This is a genomic window from Streptomyces sp. NPDC006197 (assembly GCF_040613865.1).
Taxonomy (GTDB): Bacteria; Actinomycetota; Actinomycetes; order Streptomycetales; family Streptomycetaceae; genus Streptomyces.
The window spans coordinates 1-19,117 of the sequence record NZ_JBEXSZ010000038.1 but is presented as its reverse complement, the minus strand read 5'-3'; the positions used below and the strand labels follow the sequence as shown (position 1 = coordinate 19,117).

The following is a 19,117-nucleotide window of genomic DNA, read 5'->3' as shown; positions in this document are numbered from 1 at the left end:
CTCGCGGTGGGTACCGCTCATTACACGGATGAGTTTCCCGACCTGCTGAAAGTAACTCGGGGCCTGGAGACGGTTCTTGCCACGCTCCGGCATCTGGGCGTCACCCCGGTGGACGCGAATTCACCTGTCCACGAAGACCCAGATCGCGACACCCTGTGCGACCTCCTGCAAGAGGCAGCTCGAGCGGCGCCGAACGTCATCGTCTATTACGCGGGCCATGGAGCCAAGAGTGACAACGGCGGGTTCCATCTCGTGTTGCCGCAGACCACGTGGCAGCGGCTGGGCACAGGTCTGGAGGCCTCGTACCTACCGCAGTTGTTCCTGCGCCAGACCGAGGGAATGCGCGAGGCCGAACAGCCGGCCGTGCTGCTGATCCTGGACTGCTGCTACTCGGGTTCTGGTGGGATGGAGCTCCTCCGTGACGCTCTCGCCGGGAAAGGCAACGACAACGTCTACGTGCTGACGAGTGCGGGTGCGACGCAGGAGGCGTATCAAGGGGTGTTCCCCGCCGCGCTGGCCGCCGCTCTCGAACATCCCCTTGAGGTCGGCCCCTCCACGCGCTGGATTCCCGTCGACACCGTCAGACGAGCCATCAACAAGGCCTACCCCGCGGGGAAGGAAGTCCTTCAGTTCGGGCCGGCTCGCGGTTTCGGCAGCGATCCCCACTTCTTCCCGAATCCCGACTACCAGGAGGGCGTGGCCGGTCTGACCACGGCCGATCAGCAACTGGCCGCGCTCAAGGGAGCCCCCGATGCGACCGCCGGCCTCTACCTCACGGGGCGCACCGGCCGCATCGCGGCGGCCGTGGACCTGATCGAGTGGTTCACGGCGCCCTCGCACCCCCAGGGGCCGGCCGTTGTCACCGGTCATGCCGGGACCGGAAAGTCGGCTTTGCTGTCCCTGCCGGTCTACCTGTGTGACGCGGCGGGACGGCCGGAGCGGCTCGGGGAGACTCCTGATCCCCTCGTCACCCGCGCCGCCGGTCTGTTGCCGGCCGGCTCGTCCTTCGTGAGTTGTCAGGCGCGCGGGCTCAACGCCGATCAGTTGGCGCGTGCGGTCTCGTATGCCCTGGGCTGGACCGATCAGACCGTTGCCGAGCTTCTGGGCGGCATCAGAGACCCTGACCGTGCGGCAGTCCTGGCGGACAGAAACATCACCGGACTGCTCATCGACTCGATCGACGAAGCGCTGCAGATGGATGTGGTCGTCGAACTCCTGCTGCAACCGCTGGCCAGGCGATGGAAGGTAGCCGTCGGATGTCGCAGCAACAAGGTCCCGTCTCTGGGCCCGGTGGACCTGCTGATCGATCTCGGAGCCCCCGGCTACCGGGATCCCGAGGCCTTGGTCGACTACGTGCGCAATCTGCTCACGGCCTCCCGCGAGCCTCAGGTGACCACGTCGTACCAGTCCGGCACCGACGCGCCCGGCATCGCGCAAGACGGCTGCCTGGCTGTCGCCGGCGAGATAGCCCGGCGCGCCACGGCCGTACGCGGTGACACCGTGGCCGAGTCGTTCCTCGTCGGACAGCTCATGGCGCGGTCGATCCGTGGGAAGCCCCGGTTGGACACGACGGTTCCCGGCTGGCAGGACAGACTTCCCGCTGACATGGGAGAGGCGTTCGATCAGGACCTGGAGGTGATCGGCGAGCGTGTTCCTCTCGTCCGCTCCCTGCTTGGTGCCCTGGCTCTGTCGCGCGGGGCTGGCCTGCCCTGGGAGAACATCTGGGCGCCGGTGGCACAGGCCGTGGCCGACCGTCGCGGCCTGACGGGATGGGGACCGATCAGCCCGTCCGACGTTCGCTGGGTGCTGTCCCACATGGGATCCTTCATCATCGAAGACGACGGCCCAGGCGGCCGTTCCGTCTTCCGCCTGCTCCATCGTGCTCTGGCCGAGCACCTGCGCGGACCGAAGAACGAGGAGGCGCTGGACGAGGCGGCGGTCACGCAGGCGCTCCTGTCGACTGTCGCGGAAGACGAGACCGGGCGAACCGACTGGACGACGGCTCATCCGTACATTCGCACGTACCTCGCCCAACACGCCGCCGCAGCGGGAAAGGACGCCTTCGCCCGGCTCGTCACAGACCTGGACTACCTGGCGGTCGCCGACCGCCTCACTCTCAGCCCCGCGATCATCGGGTTGCCGGACATGGATCGTCGATCCGCCCGCGCCGCCCAGGTGTACGAGCGGGCTCGGCCCCTCCTGGGCAGCGATGTCACGGCCAACGCCGCCTACCTGCAAGAGGCGACCCTGGCGCTCAATGCCGAGGACGTCATGCGTCCCAGCAGCCTGCTTCGCCCGCGCTACCGAACCCGCCTGACCACCGTACGCCCGGACATGAGCCGATGGACGCTCACCGGCCCCAGCGGTCCCGTCCATGCCGTCGCCTTCGGTGAGACCCACGGTCGGCTCCTGACCGCTGCCGCGGGGGACGACGGGGAGATCCGGATCTGGAACATTCTCACCCACACGCGGCTGAAAAAGCTGCCCAAGAAGCACAAAGGCAAGTTGAACACGCTCGCCTTCGGTGTGACGCGACGGAAGCGCCTGCTGCTGGCTTCCGCCGGGTCCCGGTTCGTCCGTGTCTGGGACCCGGTCAGGAGAAGCCAGATCAGAGCCATACCTGCCCACAGCGGCAAAGTCAGAGCGGCCGCCTTCGGCATGACAGCCAGGGGACGCCTCGTCCTGGCATCGGCGGGCGACGACGGGAACATCTGTCTCTGGAATCCCTTGAGTGGGCGTCTGATCCGATCGCCCTTGACCTCTCCTACGGGAAGTTTCCATTGCCTGGCATTCGCCAAGACGCCCGACGGACACCTCATGCTGGCCTCCGGCGGAGACGACGGCACGGTCCACCTCTGGGATGCCGAGCGGCACGAACTTCTCCGGCGGTTCGACGGGCACCGCGGCAGAGTCGTGACGGTCGCACTCCACAGGGACCGGGACCAGTTGTTGGTGGCCTCTGGCGACGCCGAAGGAACGGTTCTGGTCCGGCACGCGGACTCGGGGGCGTTGTTCCTTTCCCCTGAAGCAGCGGCGTTTCGAGGTGAGATCCGCTCCGTCGCCCTGTGCGACGATCCCGACGGGGGGCTGCTCCTCCTCATCGCTGATTCCCGGCCCGTCGGTGCCGTGCAGGTTCTGCGGCTGCCCGAAGGCACACCGGCCTGCCCGCCCCTGACCGGACACGGCCGCGCCCTTCGGGACATAGCCTGCACCACCGCGACCGGCGAAGTACTGATCTCCTCCGCGAGCGAGGACGGGACCGTACGGGTCTGGCAACCCGCCGCCGCTCAGGCCAGTTCGCCCGTGGCTCCACACGCTGGTAACGCCCACTGCGTGGCACTGGCCCGAGACGAGGAAGACCGCCTCTTGCTCGCTTTCGGCCGCGACGACGGCCAGGTGCGGCTGTGGTACCGCACTTCCAGGCCGGAGACGCTCGGCGAGCACAGGAGCGAAGTCACGGCCGTCGGCTTGGGTACCGGGATCGGAGGGCGGCCCCTGCTCGCATCCGCGGACAGCGAGGGCACGGTCCGCCTCTGGGACGTCACCGACCGCCGGCAGATCGCCGAGGTGGAGCTGGAGGCAGCGGTGAGGTCGCTGGCGGTCGGCGCTGAAGACAGTCGCAGCAAGGTGGTCGTCGGAACGGAGACCGGCGGACTGTGGCTCTGGGACTGGATGGACAACTCATCAGCGGAACTGCCGGGCCACGAGAGGGCGGTCCTGGCCTTGTCCGTCGGCCGTGAAACGGACGGAACCTTCTCGGTGGCGTCAGCGGACGCGCGGGGAGCCGCGAGGCGCTGGAGGCGTGGCGCGCCACCGGGCGAGCTGTGGACGCCCGGCCCAGGCGAGGAAGCCACGGTCTGTGCTCTGGCTTCCGGGGAGGACGGGAGGCTGCTGCTCGCTACCGGGGACGACCAGGGCGTCGCCCGAGTGTGGGACGTCCGTCGCGGCCAGGCGCTCACGGAGCGCTTGGCCGGGAAACGGGCTCCAACTCGTTGCCTCGCTCTTACCGCCCACGGCGGCGTCTGGATGCTGGCGGTCGCCGGGGGCACGACAGTCCACTGGTGGACTCCCTCATCGGACACGCCTCACACGCTGCGCCGTCGAGCACGGGTCCGTGCTCTGGCGGCTTCCGGCAGCACACTGGCAATTGCAGATGGTGAAGGCGTCTCTGTCATCGAGATCGACGCGGAGGTCTGAGTTCCGCCGCCGAAAGACGCGACGAGCGGCAGGTGCCCTTCACTGCCCAGCGGCCCGACGGCGCCTCACGAGCTCGTGCATGGTGGGTGGTGGTGCGTCGAGGCTGTGATCGTTGAACTCGTCGTCGACGTCGGCCTGTGTAAAAACGACTCGGTTGCTTCAAGAAGGTGCTTCTCGTCCTAGCCCGTCTTTGGAAAACGGCTCAGTCACGTTGCGTAGGACCGTGCCCCGAATGCACCGGAGCCCTGCGTTCCGCCAGCCAGCCGGCGGCGACGGCGGGATGGCGGACGGAGGTGTCGGCGGCCCACCGGGCCACGGCCTCGGCCCGGCGTCCGGGACGGGTGCTGCCGATGATGACGGCAATCCGGATCATGCGCTCTGTCTCCTCGGTCGAGGTGGTGCGTTGGTGGCCGTGTTGGCCGTTGTCACTCGGATCGGTAGGAGCCGACCTGGTCCAGGTAGGTCACGGTGGGCGACTCCGTGCAGATCTCGCTCAGGGCGGCGCGGTAGCGCTGGAACGAGGCCAGCCGGTGGTGCGGGGCCGCCACCGGGTCGCCCTCGGACTCGATCACGGCCAGAAAGCTGCCGCCGCCGTCGAGCCGAAAGGTCTCGTAGCGCAGGCCGCTCGGACGGACCCGCTCAAGGTCCGCGTAGACCGCGCGCAGCAACGCCACGCTCTGCTCCACGTGTTCCGGCCTGACCGTGTACCGGATCATCACGCGCATGCTGTCCCCTTCTCTGTGGTGCATCGGCCGACCCATATTTCGTCGGACAGCCTGTCTTTCAAAAGACACACTGTCAAGCGAATGCTAGGGTGCTGAGCCATGCCCCCCACTCGGAAGTACGAGCAGCGCCTGCGCGCCCGGGCCGCGGAGGAGACAAGGCGCCGCATCCTCGACGCCGTCTACCAGCGTCTGCGTGAGGCGCCGGCCGAACCGGTCAGCGTCGACAAGGTCGCCAAGCTCGCAGCGGTGTCGCGCTCCACCGTCTACACCGTCTTCGGCTCACGCGCGGGCTTGTTCGACGCGCTCGGCATGGACCTGCTCCAACGCGGCGGATTCACCGACATGGTGCGCGCGGTACTCCACTCCGATGCCCGAGAGGGCCTGCGCGGCGGCATCCGCGGCAACGTGCTGATGTACGCGGCGCACCGGGACGTACTGCGCGCGTTGTTCTCGATGGCCCACCTCGACGCCGAAGCGGTCGGCGGCGCGGTCCAACGCCTGGAACGCGGACGCGCCGAAGGCATGAGCGGCCTCGCCGACCGACTGGCCGAGCAAGGCGTGCTCCGCGACGGCCTCACCGCCGCCCAGGCCGCCGACGTGCTGTGGCTGCTGACCGGCTTCGACAGCTTCGACCTGCTCTATACCGGCCGGGCGCTGCAACCCGACCGCGTCACCGCGACCTTGGTCAGCACTGCCGAACACGCCTTGTGCTCCTGAGGATCACACCGGCGAGACGACGACTCGCTGCCGAACCATGCTGCCGGGCAAATCCGGGCGCCGACCCGCGAGGCAGGACCGTCTCTATCGAGCCCATCAGGCCTTGGACACCAGGTCCTTGAGGGCGATGTTCAGCTTCAGGACGTTGACGCGGGGCTCGCCGACGAAGCCGAGGATGCGGTCGTCGGTGTGGTCGGCGACGAGCTTGTCGACCCGGGCGACGGTGAGGTGGTTCTTCTCGGCGACCCGGCGGACCTGGAGCTTCGCGTACTCCGGGGAGATGTGCGGGTCGAGGCCCGAGCCGGAGGAGGTGACGGCGTCGACGGGGACGTCGGAGGGCTTCACCTGGTAGTCGGCCGTCGAGTTGTCCTTGACGACGGCCGCTTTGGCGTCGGTCACCCACTTGATCAAGTCCGCGTTGTCGCCCGCGCGGTTGGTGGCGCCGGAGAGGATCAGCTTGTACTGGGTGTTGGCGCTGTTGGCGCCCAGGCCGTTGGAGGGACGGGGCTGGAACCAGCGCAGGTCCGGCTTGTCGTCGGTGAGGTAGGTCTGGCCGATGAGTTCGGAGCCGACGATCCTGCCGCTCGCGTCCTTGATCTCGGAGCCGTTGGCCTTGCCGGGGAAGGCGAGTTGGGCGATGCCGGTGACGGCGAGCGGGTAGAGCACGCCGCACACGACGGTCAGGAAGAGGAGGGCCCGGAGTCCGGCCCAGAGCAACCGGCCTGCGTTTCCTACGGAGTTGTTCATGTTCGGTCAGCACGCTTTCTGATTAACGCAGCCCGGGGATGAGGGAGAGGAGCAGGTCGATGATCTTGATGCCGATGAACGGGGCGATCAGGCCGCCGAGTCCGTAGACCCCGAGGTTCCGCCTCAGCATCGAGTCGGCGCTGCTCGGCCGGTAGCGGACGCCCTTCAGGGCGAGCGGGACCAGCGCGACGATGATCAGCGCGTTGAAGATGACGGCGGAGAGGATCGCGGACTCGGGCGAGGACAGGCCCATGATGTTGAGCCTGTCGAGGGACGGATAAGCGACGGCGAACATCGCGGGGATGATCGCGAAGTACTTCGCCACGTCGTTGGCGATCGAGAAGGTCGTCAACGCCCCTCGCGTGATCAGGAGTTGCTTGCCGATCTCGACGATCTCGATGAGCTTGGTCGGATCGGAGTCGAGGTCGACCATGTTGCCGGCCTCCTTCGCGGCCGACGTGCCCGTGTTCATCGCCACGCCGACGTCCGCCTGCGCCAGCGCGGGGGCGTCGTTCGTACCGTCACCGGTCATCGCGACCAGCTTCCCGCCCGCCTGCTCGCGCTTGATGAGGGCCATCTTGTCCTCGGGGGTGGCCTCGGCGAGGAAGTCGTCGACACCCGCCTCCTCCGCGATCGCCTTCGCGGTCAGCGGGTTGTCACCCGTGATCATGACCGTCCTGATGCCCATGCGGCGCAGCTCGTCGAACCGCTCGCGCATGCCCTCCTTGACGACGTCCTTCAGGTGGATGACGCCGAGGACGCGGGCGCCCTTGTCGTCCTTGACCGCGACGAGCAGCGGGGTGCCGCCGGCCTGGGAGATCGTGTCGGTGAGCGCCTGGGCGTCGTCGGCGACGGTGCCACCCTGCTCCTCCACCCAGGCGACGACCGAGCCGGTCGCGCCCTTGCGGACCTGGCGACCGTCGACGTCCACACCCGACATGCGGGTCTGGGCGGTGAACTCGATCCACGCGGCGTGCGCCAGCTCGCCCTGGTGACGCTCGCGCAGCCCGTACTCCTCCTTGGCGAGGACGACGATCGAGCGGCCCTCGGGCGTCTCGTCGGCAAGGGAGGACAGCTGGGCGGCGTCGGCGACCTCGGCTGCCGTCGTACCGACGACCGGGACGAACTCCGACGCCTGCCGATTGCCCAGCGTGATCGTGCCGGTCTTGTCGAGCAGCAGCGTGGACACGTCGCCCGCCGCCTCGACGGCCCGGCCGGACATCGCGAGGACGTTGCGCTGGACCAGCCGGTCCATGCCGGCGATGCCGATCGCGGAGAGCAGAGCGCCGATCGTGGTGGGGATCAGGCAGACGAGGAGGGCCGTGAGGACGATCATCGAGGTCTGCTGGTCGGCCCCGGCGTAGATCGCGAAGGGCTTCAGGGTGACGACCGCGAGCAGGAAGACGATGGTGAGGGACGCCAGGAGGATGTTGAGGGCGATCTCGTTGGGGGTCTTCTGCCGGGCCGCGCCCTCGACCAGGTTGATCATCCGGTCGATGAACGTCTCGCCGGGCTTCGTCGTGATCCTGACGACGATCCGGTCGGACAGCACCTTCGTACCGCCGGTCACCGCGCACCGGTCGCCGCCGGACTCACGGATGACGGGGGCGGACTCGCCGGTGATCGCGGACTCGTCGACGGACGCGACGCCCTCGACGACGTCACCGTCGCCGGGGATGATGTCGCCGGCCTCGCAGACCACCAGGTCACCGATCTTCAGGTCGGTGCCGGGGACCTGCTCCTCACCCGCGTCGGCGAGCCTTCGGGCGACGGTGTCGGTCTTGGCCCTGCGCAGGGTGTCGGCCTGGGCCTTGCCCCGGCCCTCGGCGACGGCCTCCGCCAGGTTGGCGAAGACCGTGGTCAGCCACAGCCAGACGGTGATCGCCCAACCGAACCAGTCCCCCGGGTTCTTCACCGCGAGCACGGTGGTGACCACCGAGCCGACGAGCACCACGAACATGACCGGCGACTTGATCATCACGCGCGGGTCGAGCTTGCGCAGCGCGTCCGGGAAGGACTTGACCAGCTGCTTCGGGTCGAACAGGCCCCCGCCGACCCGCCCGCCGCCTTCGGGCTTGTGCCCGGTGGGTGCGTCCGGGTGCGGTGCCCGGGTGGGAGTGAGGGTGCTCATGCTGCGAGTCCTTCGGCGAGCGGGCCAAGGGCGAGGGCCGGGAAGTAGGTGAGACCGGCGATGATCATGATCGTGCCGACGAGGAGGCCCGTGAACAGCGGCTTCTCGGTGCGCAGGGTGCCCGCGGTCTCGGGGACGGGCGTCTGCTCGGCGAGCGAGCCGGCCAGCGCCAGGACGAACACCATGGGCAGGAACCGGCCGAGCAGCATCGCGATGCCGATCGTCGTGTTGAACCACTGGGTGTCGGCGTTCAGGCCGGCGAACGCGGAGCCGTTGTTGTTGGCGCCGGAGGTGTAGGCGTAGAGGATCTCGGAGAAGCCGTGCGCTCCGGTGTTCGTCCTCGAGTCGGCCGGGGTGTCCAGCGCCATCGCCGCGGCCGTGAAGCAGAGCACGAGGGCCGGGGTGACGAGGATGTAGCAGGCCGCGTACGTGATCTCGCGGGTGCCGATCTTCTTGCCCAGGTACTCCGGGGTGCGGCCGACCATCAGGCCGGCGATGAACACCGCGATGACCGCCATGATCAGCATGCCGTACAGGCCGGAGCCGACGCCGCCGGGCGCGATCTCGCCGAGCTGCATGCCCAGCATCGCGATCCCGCCGCCGAAGCCGGTGAAGGAGGAGTGGAAGGAGTTGACCGCGCCGGTGGAGGTCAGCGTGGTGGAGACCGCGAAGATCGACGAGCCGCCGATGCCGAAGCGGGTCTCCTTGCCTTCCATGGCGCCGCCCGCGAGGTCGAACGCGGGGCCGGGGTGGGCGAACTCGGTCCACATCATCAGGCCGACGAAGGCCAGCCAGATGACACCCATGGTCGCGAGGATCGCGTACCCCTGCTTGATCGAGCCGACCATGCGGCCGAAGGTCCGCGTCAGCGCGAAGGGGATGACGAGGATCAGGTAGATCTCGAAGAGGTTGGAGAGCCCGTTGGGGTTCTCGAAGGGGTGGGCGCTGTTGGCGTTGAAGTAGCCGCCGCCGTTCGTGCCCAGCTCCTTGATGACCTCCTGCGAGGCGACCGCACCGCCGTTCCACTGCTGCGAGCCGCCCGCGAACTGCCCGACCTCGTGGATGCCGGAGAAGTTCTGGATCGCGCCGCAGGCGACGAGGACCAGGGCGCCGACCACGGAGATCGGGAGCAGGATGCGGACGACTCCGCGCACGAGGTCGGCCCAGAAGTTGCCCAGCTCGCCGGTACGGGACCGTGCGAAGCCCCGCACCAGTGCGACCGCCACGGCGATACCGACGGCCGCCGACACGAAGTTCTGCACCGCGAGGCCGCCGGTCTGCACGACGTGGCCCATGGCCTGCTCGCCGTAGTACGACTGCCAGTTGGTGTTCGCCACGAACGACGCGGCGGTGTTGAACGCCTGGTCCGGGTCGATCGACACGAAGCCGAGCGAGCCGGGCAGCGAGCCCTGCACGCGCTGGAGCAGATAGAGGAAGAGGACGCTCACCACGGAGAAGGCCAGTACGCCGCGCAGGTACGCGGGCCAGCGCATCTCGACGTTCGGGTTGGCACCGATCGCCTTGTAGAGCCACTTCTCGGGTTTGTAGTGCTTCTCCGAGGAGTAGACACGCGCCATGTGGTCACCCAGCGGGCGGTACGACAGACCGAGCGCGGCGACCAGCGCGAGGAGCTGGAGGGCTCCAGCAAGAACCGGACTCATATCCGTACTCAGAACCTCTCCGGCTTGACGAGGGCGAGGACGAGGTAGACCAGCAGGGCAGCCGCGACCAGCAGACCGACGATGTTCTCGGCGTTCACAGCTTGGCCACCCCCTTGGCGATGAAGGCCACCAGCGCGAAGACCGCGATCGTGGTGACGACGAAGGCCGTGTCGGCCATCGTGAGCTCCTGAGTGAAGAACGGATTCTCGGACCAGATGAGGAAACCGCCTTTCAGCGCCGATCCGGCGTTCGTTGACGCCCCTCTTACGCTCCCTGACGTGCTCTTGACGCGTCTCCTACGCCTTCTTGCTCCCGCGTCCGCGCAGGTGGAGAGCCAGGTCACTCCGGGGACGGAAGTTGTGCCAGAGCCCGTTCTCGTGAACAAAGCCAGTGGCTGGTTTACCCGGTATGTGAGTCTGGGTTCGCCATGTCGGGTGAGTGTGCTCCGGCGATGAGTTCGATGCGGCGGGATACGCCCAGCTTGCGCATGGCTTTGCTGATGTGGTGCTCGACGGTGCGGTGGGAGACGCTGAGTCGGTGGGCGATCTCGCGGTTGGAGTGGCCTTGGGCGACGAGTGCGGTCACCTCCTTCTCGCGGGGCGAGAGCTGATCGCCGTATCCGATGGGGCCGCGGCGTCGAGTGATGACGACGCCGATGCGGCGTAGCTGCTTGTGGCAGCGGCTGACGTCCCAGGCGGCTCCGATGCGGTGGTAGATCGCGGCTGCTTCTTTCAGGTGCGTCTCGGCCTTTTCGGGTGCGTCGGCCAGGATGCGCCGTGCGTGGGTTTCCCGGGCGCTGGCTTCTTCGTAGGGCCGACCGGCTCGCTGCCAGGCGGCCACGACCGCTTCGTAGGCGTGCTGTGTGGCTTGAGCATCGTGTGCCGGGGTGAGAAGGGCCTGGCAGGTGGTCGCCGCCGCTGTGGCGGCGGGGGCGTCGAGGCCGGCGACGCCTTGGGCGAGGTCCTCGGCGAGGTGGAGGGCTTCGTCACGGCGGCCGCACCGGAGGAGTGCTTCGACGGCTGTGGGGGCGATGTCGGTGGCCCAGATCCATCCGCCGGTGCGCCTGATGTGCTGAAGGGCTTGCTCGGCGGCTGCGCCGGCGTGGTCGGGGCGGTCGGCGGCCAGGTGGATGCGGGCGATGCCGGCCGCCGAGCCGGTGAGCACCATGCCGGTGTCCAGCTGGGTGGTGCGGGCGGCGCGCACGAGGGCGTGCCGGGCCTCATGGGTGTCGCCGAGGGCGTGGAGGTGGAGCAGGCCGCGGACGAGGAGGGCTTCGGCGGCGAGGTCGGGGATGTCGGCGTAGAGGGAGGCCGCCTGCTCGGTCGCTTCGGCCAGTCCTGCCCAGCGGCCGGTGGTCCAGGCGTGCAGGAGGCGGGCGGTTGCGGCGAGTCCTTCCAGGTAGGGGATGCCGTTGTGGTCGAGGATCGCGTCGGCTCGGTCGAGGTACCGGGTGGCCGCCTTGTGGTGTCCCAGGGCGGTGGTGGCATGGGCGAGGTTGGCCCAGCCCCGGGCGATCTGTACTTCCTCCGCGGGGTTGGCCGTGGTGACGGGGAGGTCGCGTACGGCGTTCCAGGCGTCGGGGGCAGCGGTGAACATGAGCGCGGTGGCCCGGTTGACGGTGATGGCTGTGCGCTGGACCGGATCGTCGACGTAGGGGGCGAGGGCGGCGGCCTGTTGGAGGTGTTGGAGGTGGTGTGGGAGTGGCCATCCTTGGAGGGAGGGGATGGCGATGGCGGACAGAGCCCGTGCCGCGAGGTGGGGTGCGGTGGCTGTCAGTTCGTTGGCGGCGCGGGCGATTTCCTCCAATCCTTCCAGGCCGTTGCCGGCCTGGTTGCGCAGCAGTGTTCCCAGGTAGAGGCGTAGTTCGCCGCGTTCCACCGGCGTCAGGGCGTCCTGTTGGAGCAGGGCGCGCAGTTCTTCGACGGTGTCGTCGTGCGGCATGGCGGCGATCGCCGAGCGGCCGAGTTTGAGGCCGAGGCGGATGCGGGCGCGTGGGGAGGGGTGGTCGCGCAAGGCGGTGCGGAAGTGCTCGGTCGCTGCTTCGGCGTCGCCTTGCGCCTCCGCCCGGTTCCCAGCGGCTTCCCTGTAGCGCAGGTACTGCTCGGTGTGTCCGGCCTGCTGGTAGTGGCGGGCGATGTCCGCGAGGGGCAGCGGTGCGGTGTGGGAAAGCAGGGCCCGGGCGCAGCGCAGGTGCAGGGTGCGCCGCTCGGGCAGGCAGATGGCCTCGTAGGCGGCCTGGCGGGCGAGGGTGTGCCGGAAGTCGAACATGCCTGTTGCCGTGGGCTGCAGGACGGCGTGTTCGAGGGCAAGGGTGAGGGCGCGGCGCGTGTCGGGCTCGGGCAGCGCGGCGATGTCGCTGATCAGGTCGATCGTGACGGGGCGGCCGGCGACGGCGGCGGCAAAGACCACGGACCGCGCACTTTCGGGCAGTTGTGCGAGGCGGTGGTTGATCACCTGTCGCACGGGGGCGGGCAGGCTCGTCTGCTCGATCGCCGTCTTCTCCAGGGAGGTGTCGTCGGTGGTGATCAGCCGCAGGAGCTCCTCGATGGCGAACGGCAGGCCGGCGGTGCGCTGGTGAAGCCGTTCGGCGAAGTCCACCGATACCTCTTCCGCACCGATGAGGTGGGCGGCGAGTCGGCCGGTCTCGGCGGGGTTCAGCGGTTCCAGATGTGTCTCACGTACGCGAAGACCGGTTTGGGCGGGCAGAAGCGAGGCTGCGCCGTCCCCTCGGTGAGTGAGGATGACGCTGAGGTGCCGGGGAGGGCGGGCGGTGAGCAGGCGGATGAAGTCGCGGGTCGCGGAGTCCGCCCAGTGCAGGTCCTCCAGGACGAGCACGGCCTGTCGTAGGTGGGTGAGCAGGCCGAGCGCGGCGCGGAGCTGGCGGTGCCGCTCGGCGCGGGCATCGCCCAGGGGCGGCAGGGGTGGCGGGAGCAGACCTGACAGTTCCGGCAGCAGTGGCGTGAGGGCACCGGCGAGCGGGGGGAGGCTGGTCAGCGCGCTGGGCGGCAGGCCGGCGAGTGCTTCGATGAGCGGAGCAAGGGGTTGCGGCTCGGCGGACGGGAAGCACCGGCCCACCAGGCGGACAGGCTGCTGCAGGGCGCCGGCGTCAAGGACCTCGCTGACCAGGCGGGTCTTGCCGACGCCTGCCTCCCCGGTGATGACGTTCCATGACGGCGGGGCGGCTGCGGCCCGGACGAGCTGTTCGAGTTCGACGCTGCGGCCGACGAAAGGGGGCGGTGTCAGCCGTGGGGCGGGCACGGTGGGTGGACTCCCTCGGTTGTGGTGGTGCGCACGGAAGGGGTCCGGGCAGGCTCCCCCTCGTAGAGCCTGCCCGGACGAGTGGGGTCAGCGCCGTTCGCGGACTTGCTGCTCGAAGAGACCGGCCGGCTCGACCGGCACGTTCGGACTGACGACGGTGCCTACGGACGGCTTGGCGGGCAGCTCGGCGTCGTGCTTGCCGGGTACCTGCTTGCCGGTGATGCCGAAACCCCAGTTGTTCGCGGTCGGCGGGGCCAGGATGGTGTAGGTGGCGGCCTTGGTGTTCCAGAAGACGTTGTTGGCGCCCTGCCAGCCGTGGCCGGTGCCGCCGTCGAAGGCGTTCGCGGCGATGAACGCGCCGTCGCTGCTCTTGATCGTCAGCTGGTCGTACAGCGTGCCCGAGCCCCAGCGCATGTGCGGTCCGGCGTCGACCTGGCCGGTGCCGGAGAGGGAGGTGGCGGTGGAGCGGGTGAAGACGTTGGGGCCGGCGGCGAAGGCCCGGGTGGTCCAGGCGTGGACGTGGTCGCCGGTGACCGTGGTGTCGCGGACCAGGACCTGCTGGCCGCCGATCATGAAGGCCGGCGGCGGGGCCAAGCCGTCGGGTACGGCCATGTTCAGGTCGGCGGCCCGCTCGATGGTGACGCGGCTGGCGTTGTCGTTGACGTAGAAGCCGGAGCCGAAGCGGGTCAGCTTCACGTCCTTGGCCCACACGTCGCGTGCGGCGTTCACGGTCAGCAGGCGGGACGCGAACGCGCCGGCCTCACGGTTCTTGCCGCCGTCGGGGCGGCCGTAGTCCGGGTCCTTGGTGAAGGCGGTGGCATCCGCGGCCAGGTTCTCCACGCCCGCGTGGGCGACCTGACCGTCGAGCCGGTAATGCCACGCGGTGCCGCCGCCGTACCTGCTCTCGATCGCGGTGGTGACCGGAGCGTCGAGGGTGAGGGTCTTGCCGGTGACGGCGGTGACGGTGCGCACCGAGAGCATGCCGGAGTTGGGCTGCCACCCTTCGCCGCCGGGGATCTTGTCCATGCCGATCGCGGTGATCCAGGCCCGGGTGGTGGGCCTCTGCACGACGATCGTCTCGCCGGCCCTGAAGGCGGAGGCGTCATCCACGGTGAGTTTCGTCGCGCCGACCGGCACATAGGCGTCGGTGATGGCCGCGCGTCGGCCGACGCGGGTGTAGGAGGCGTCGGAGCCCATGGTGATGAGGGAACCGGGCGTGCCCTGGGCCACCAGGAGTGTGCCGTCGCCCGCCGTGCCGGAGCCGCGCAGGACGACGCCGCCGGCGATCTTCAGCGATGCCTTGACGCGGAAGCTGCCCGGCCCGAGCAGTACCGCGCCCCGGACACCGCCGGTCGGTTTGAGCGCCGCCGCCTGATCGAGGGCCGCCTGGATCCGGGCGGTGTCGTCGCCGCTCGCCCGCGCCTCGAGCCGGAGGGCGACCGGCGCGTTCGGGATGGATGCCTGCCCGCCCCGGTAGCCCGCGGAGGAGAAGTCGGGGATCTTGTTGCCCAGCTTGTCCGGCGTGTAGGTGAGACGGCCGGCGGTGAAGGACACCGACGCCGCCTGCGCTGCCGGGGCCGTGGCCTGCGCCGCCTGTTCCCCGCTCTGCATCCACACGACGGCGCCCACCGCGACGAGCCCCGCCGCCGAGCCGACGGCCAGACGCCCCCGGGTGAGCTTTCTGCCGTGCCGGCCCTTGACCGGCCGGTCCAGTGTCGGCTCCTGGTTACGCCGCCTGGTGCCCATCGCGCTTCTCCTCAGCAGTTACCAGGATCACCCGACCACACCGTGGCCGGAAATTCTGCTTGGTTGACTATTAATAGCCGTTGAATCTTCGGTTGCACAATCAATCAGCCATTGATTGTGCGGATCATTCGTCTGTAGGGGCATAGCCAGTCCATCGGCCGGAGTGTGTCCGAAAAGTACCGGCGACGGAGAGTGGGACGCCGTTCGCGGAGTCCCACTCGGGGCTGCTGACCTCCCGCTGCCGGAACGTGCGTTCTGCCCGTCGGCAGCGGGTCAGAACTGCAGGGACCAGCTGTTGATGTAGCCGGTGTCCTGGTCGGCGTTGTCGCTGACGCGCAACTTCCAGGTTCCGTTGGCGACCTCGGCGGAGGCGTTGACGGTGAAGGTGCCCTGGACGTTCTGCCCGCTGTCGTTGCCGTCGTAGTTCTTCAGCCGGTAGGCGCTGCCGTCGGGGGCGATCAGGTCGATCCGCAGGTCACCGCGGTAGGTGTGGCGGATGTCCACGGCGACCTGCAGCTCGGCGGGAGCGTTGCCCGACACGCCGCTGACCGTGATCGGCGAGTCGGTGGTCGTGTTGTCGTTGATCGGGTGGTCGGTGGTGTTCTCGAACTTCGGCCCGTCCGGCGGCGTGGTGCTTCCGGTGCCCACGTACAGCAGCCGGTTCGGCGAGCCGGTCCTGGCGTCGCCGACCTTGCCCGGCGTGGAGTCGGCCACCAGCTTGTCGCGGACCTGCGCGGGCGAGAACGACGGGTTCGCCGACAGCACGAGTGCGGCGGCTCCCGCCACGTGCGGGGAAGCCATCGACGTGCCGCTCATGACGGCACTGCCGGTGTCGCTGGAGTGGGACGCCGACGTGATGTTGACTCCCGGAGCGAACAGGTCCAGGCAGGAACCGTAGTTGGAGAAGGAGGCACGGGTGTCGTTGCCGTCGGTCGCTCCCGCGGTGATGGCGGCGGGCACGGATCCGGGCGAGTAGGAACAGGCGTCGCCGCCGTTGTTCCCGGCCGCCACGGCCCACGTCACGCCGGAGCCGATGGAGTTGGCCACGGCCTCGTTGAGGGACTGGTTCTTGTCCCCGCCGATGCTCATGTTGGCGACCGCCGGCTTCACCGCGTTCCGCGTCACCCAGTCGATGCCGCTGATCACGGTCGACCACGGGGCGGTACCGCCGCAGTTCAGGACCCGCACGGCCACGAGCTTGGCCCCTTTGGCCACCCCGTAGGCGCTGCCGCCGATCGTTCCCGACACGTGCGTGCCGTGTCCGTGGCAGTCGGCGGCGTTGGAGTCGTCGTCGACGAAGTCGTAGCCGCTGACCGCCCTGCCGCCGAAGTCCTGGTGACTGGTGCGGATCCCGGTGTCGACCACGTACGCGGTGACGTTCGAGGCCGTGTTCGGGTAGGTGTAGTTCTTGTCCAGCGGCAGGTCCCGCTGGTCGACGCGGTCCAGGCCCCAGGTCGGACTGGGCTGCGTGCCGGTGACGTGCGCGATGCCGTCCGCTTCCACCCGCGCCACCGCCGGGTCCGCTGCCAGGCGCCTGGCCGCGGCTTCCGGCATGTGCACGGAGAACCCACGCAGCGCCGAGGTGTACGTGTGGCCCAGGGTGCCGCCGTGCCGGCCGGCCAGATCACGAGCGACGCGCGGGACATCGGCGCGTGCCACGGACTTGTTCAGCGTGACGATGTACGACCCCGTGATCGCGTCGGCGCGGTCCGCGCCGACGACCACCGACTCGGCGGCGGAAGCGGGAGCCGCGTTCACGGCTGCTCCGGCCCCGCCCAGCAGGGCGACGCCGGCGCACGCGGCGGCAAGGCTCCGTAACGCCACAGCTTGGGACACCATGCAGATTCCTCCTTGGTAACTGACCGGACCGCTCCGGCCCGGCGGCCATGGAGCACCCCTCCGCAAGCGGGCAAGCGCCCTGACACAGGCAGACGGGGCTCCTTCGCCTCGCTGCCTGTGCCGGGTACCTGCAGGCGCACCGCACGCTTGTGCGACGCGCCCCGCGGATGGGGGGTGAAACCGCTGCGAAGGGACTTCGCAGCGGCGTTCGTGCGGGACGGTTCGCTCTGGGGGAAGCCCGCAGCCCCTGCCACGCCTGGGGAGGCATCGCTGGTGGGGCTGAAACCGCCCGTGCACTGCACAGAGCATCGGCTCCACAAGCGGAACACGGCAATGCGTGACAGCACCTATAGGTTTCGCGGCTCTGGACAGCGGCTGCTGATGGTCGGACCGCTGAGACATGCGACCGCCTCGGACGCGAAGCCGTGTTGTGGACGGGCGGTGACCGGCCATCAGCAGGATGGTTCTCGACGGTGGGCCTCGACGGGCTTCGGCACGGCGTTCGTGCCCGGTACCGCCGACGCGGGCCCGTCGGTGGCGGACCGGGGTCGGCGATGACGGTGCGGTGCTGCGCCCGGAGTGTCGGGGCGGTGGGCTTCGTGGAGTTAGAGCCGCGCCGGCACCGACCATCCTCGGCGTGTGGTCCACGCCCGAGGCGGCCGGCGAGAAGTTCCTGGAGTGGCTCGGGCGCATGAACAGCCCGGCACCGTCCTCACCCTGACCGCCACCATCAACGGCGCAACGCGCCCGGTGAAGAGCCGGACCCACGAGGGCGGTTGCAGGTGGCCGGAGCGCCTGACCCGCGTATGGGGACGGCCCGCATCGCCCGGCTCGTGCCCCGGCCCGGGCGAGCGCCGTTGAAGACGGCGTGGAGGACACCGAACCCGTGACCGGCTCCTACTCCGGCGACACCCCAGTTCTCGTCACCGACGTCGGAATCCGCCGCCGGGTCGGCGGGCCACAGGGAACGGCTCCTCGATCCGGGCCGCGATGCCCTGCCCCGACGGCGGCACGACTTGCTCATGTCGCCGAGGGGGCGACACAGCGCTCGTCTGCCGCGTAACCGGGGGCACTCGGTCGGCGCGCGCGAAGCAGCAGTACGCCTTGAGTTCGGTGCCCCCGGTTCCGCCGGCGGGGTGGGGAGAGGTCAGGCGGGGGTGATGTTCTCCGCCTGGGGGCCCTTCTGGCCCTGGGTGACGTCGAACGTCACGGTCTGGCCCTCCTGGAGCTCACGGAAGCCCGAGGAGTTGATCGCCGAGTAGTGGGCGAAGACGTCGGGGCCGCCGCCGTCCTGGGCGATGAAGCCGAAGCCCTTCTCCGCGTTGAACCACTTCACAGTTCCCGTAGCCATGTCTCATGCCTTCCAGTCGATGAACGCCTCCCGCACCCTGCGGAAGACGGAGGTGATCGCCCTGGTCCCTGCGGCACAGCACAGCAAAAAGCCCACGCCGAAGGCATGGGCAAGGGGAACTTCCGAACCACGACAGCTAACGGGGACGGTACACGTCCGCACACGCCGTCACCACAGGAAACGCCTACATCCGTGCGCGAGGCCCGCCGGTGTCCGACGGGCACGCATCGGATCAGGCTGCTGCCGACGGCCCGGCCGTCTCGGCTGCGCGGCGGTACTCGGCGTTGATGCGCTGGGCTTCTTCGAGCTGGTCTTCCAGGACGATGATGCGGCAGGCGGCCTCGATGGGGGTTCCCTGGTCGACAAGTTCCCGGGCGCGGGCGGCGATGCGCAGCTGGTAGCGGGAGTAGCGGCGGTGGCCGCCCTCGGAGCGCAGCGGGGCGATTCCGCAGCCGACACCTTCACCAGGGGTACTGCGCGCTGACTTCACTGCGGAGCACTGCCGTACTGCACTCACGGGAACCGCACCTGCCGTGACCGCGGTCCCGTATCGGCGGCCCCTGATCACTGCGGGCCACCCGGTCCGGCCGCCGGCCCCGTCGCCGTCCTGCAACAACCCTGGCTTCGAAACTCCGCCGCCGCACCGTCCTGCGAGGCGCCGCTCGCGGACGGGCTCCTCCGGGCGGTCCACGCGCGCGTGCTCGTCGTCGACGGGGGCGCGAGCCCGGCGGCGACCCGGCACACG

At 69.4% G+C, this 19,117-nt stretch carries 14 protein-coding genes; 2 read left to right on the top strand and 12 right to left on the bottom strand.

All coding sequences use genetic code 11. The features are described 5' to 3' along the window. Positions 1-6: 6 nt before the first annotated feature. A complete protein-coding gene (locus ABZ318_RS14805; RefSeq protein ID WP_356902848.1) occupies positions 7-4,197 on the top strand; it encodes a WD40 repeat domain-containing protein in 4,191 nt (1,396 codons plus the stop codon). 202 nt (positions 4,198-4,399) lie between these two features. On the opposite strand, the gene ABZ318_RS14800 is transcribed toward ABZ318_RS14805, so the two are convergent. Further along, positions 4,400-4,570, bottom strand: coding sequence for a hypothetical protein (locus ABZ318_RS14800; protein ID WP_356902847.1), 171 nt, complete (start codon positions 4,568-4,570; stop codon positions 4,400-4,402). A gap of 52 nt (positions 4,571-4,622) precedes the next feature. After that, positions 4,623-4,922 (bottom strand): hypothetical protein, encoded by a 300-nt coding sequence (locus ABZ318_RS14795; protein ID WP_356902846.1) that lies wholly within the window; start codon positions 4,920-4,922, stop codon positions 4,623-4,625. A gap of 99 nt (positions 4,923-5,021) precedes the next feature. Here ABZ318_RS14795 and ABZ318_RS14790 point away from each other — a divergent pair, with 99 nt between their 5' ends. Then, positions 5,022-5,639, top strand: a complete 618-nt coding sequence (locus ABZ318_RS14790; RefSeq protein WP_356902845.1) for a TetR/AcrR family transcriptional regulator — start codon at positions 5,022-5,024, stop codon at positions 5,637-5,639. 96 nt (positions 5,640-5,735) lie between these two features. On the opposite strand, the gene ABZ318_RS14785 is transcribed toward ABZ318_RS14790, so the two are convergent. The 10 genes from ABZ318_RS14785 to ABZ318_RS14740 all read right to left on the bottom strand — a co-directional run bounded on the left by ABZ318_RS14785 (position 5,736) and on the right by ABZ318_RS14740 (position 18,862). Then, complete coding sequence (locus tag ABZ318_RS14785; protein WP_356902844.1) at positions 5,736-6,386, bottom strand: potassium-transporting ATPase subunit C; 651 nt, start codon at positions 6,384-6,386, stop codon at positions 5,736-5,738. Positions 6,387-6,408: 22 nt separating this feature from the next. Further along, complete coding sequence (gene kdpB, locus ABZ318_RS14780) at positions 6,409-8,517, bottom strand: potassium-transporting ATPase subunit KdpB (protein WP_356902843.1); 2,109 nt, start codon at positions 8,515-8,517, stop codon at positions 6,409-6,411. Next, positions 8,514-10,178 carry a potassium-transporting ATPase subunit KdpA gene (kdpA, locus tag ABZ318_RS14775; RefSeq protein ID WP_356902842.1) on the bottom strand — a complete coding sequence of 555 codons (1,665 nt, stop codon included), beginning with the start codon at positions 10,176-10,178 and terminating at the stop codon, positions 8,514-8,516. The genes kdpB and kdpA overlap by 4 nt, the downstream gene beginning before the upstream one ends. An 8-nt stretch (positions 10,179-10,186) precedes the next feature. Further along, positions 10,187-10,276, bottom strand: coding sequence for a K(+)-transporting ATPase subunit F (gene kdpF / locus ABZ318_RS14770; RefSeq protein WP_356902841.1), 90 nt, complete (start codon positions 10,274-10,276; stop codon positions 10,187-10,189). Beyond that, positions 10,273-10,521 (bottom strand): hypothetical protein, encoded by a 249-nt coding sequence (locus ABZ318_RS14765; RefSeq protein WP_356902840.1) that lies wholly within the window; start codon positions 10,519-10,521, stop codon positions 10,273-10,275. The genes kdpF and ABZ318_RS14765 overlap by 4 nt, the downstream gene beginning before the upstream one ends. A gap of 56 nt (positions 10,522-10,577) precedes the next feature. Further along, positions 10,578-13,436: an AAA family ATPase gene (locus ABZ318_RS14760; protein ID WP_356902839.1), complete on the bottom strand. Its 2,859-nt coding sequence runs from the start codon at positions 13,434-13,436 to the stop codon at positions 10,578-10,580. Between the two features lie 87 nt (positions 13,437-13,523). Then, entirely contained in the window at positions 13,524-15,182 is a 1,659-nt protein-coding gene (locus ABZ318_RS14755; protein ID WP_356902838.1) for a hypothetical protein, read from the bottom strand. A 273-nt stretch (positions 15,183-15,455) separates the two neighbouring features. Continuing rightward, positions 15,456-17,021: a S8 family peptidase gene (locus ABZ318_RS14750; RefSeq protein WP_356902837.1), complete on the bottom strand. Its 1,566-nt coding sequence runs from the start codon at positions 17,019-17,021 to the stop codon at positions 15,456-15,458. A gap of 1,147 nt (positions 17,022-18,168) precedes the next feature. Further along, positions 18,169-18,372: a cold-shock protein gene (locus ABZ318_RS14745; RefSeq protein WP_048475199.1), complete on the bottom strand. Its 204-nt coding sequence runs from the start codon at positions 18,370-18,372 to the stop codon at positions 18,169-18,171. A gap of 232 nt (positions 18,373-18,604) precedes the next feature. Continuing rightward, positions 18,605-18,862, bottom strand: a complete 258-nt coding sequence (locus ABZ318_RS14740) for a MerR family transcriptional regulator (protein WP_356902882.1) — start codon at positions 18,860-18,862, stop codon at positions 18,605-18,607. Between the last annotated feature and the right edge of the window lie 255 nt (positions 18,863-19,117).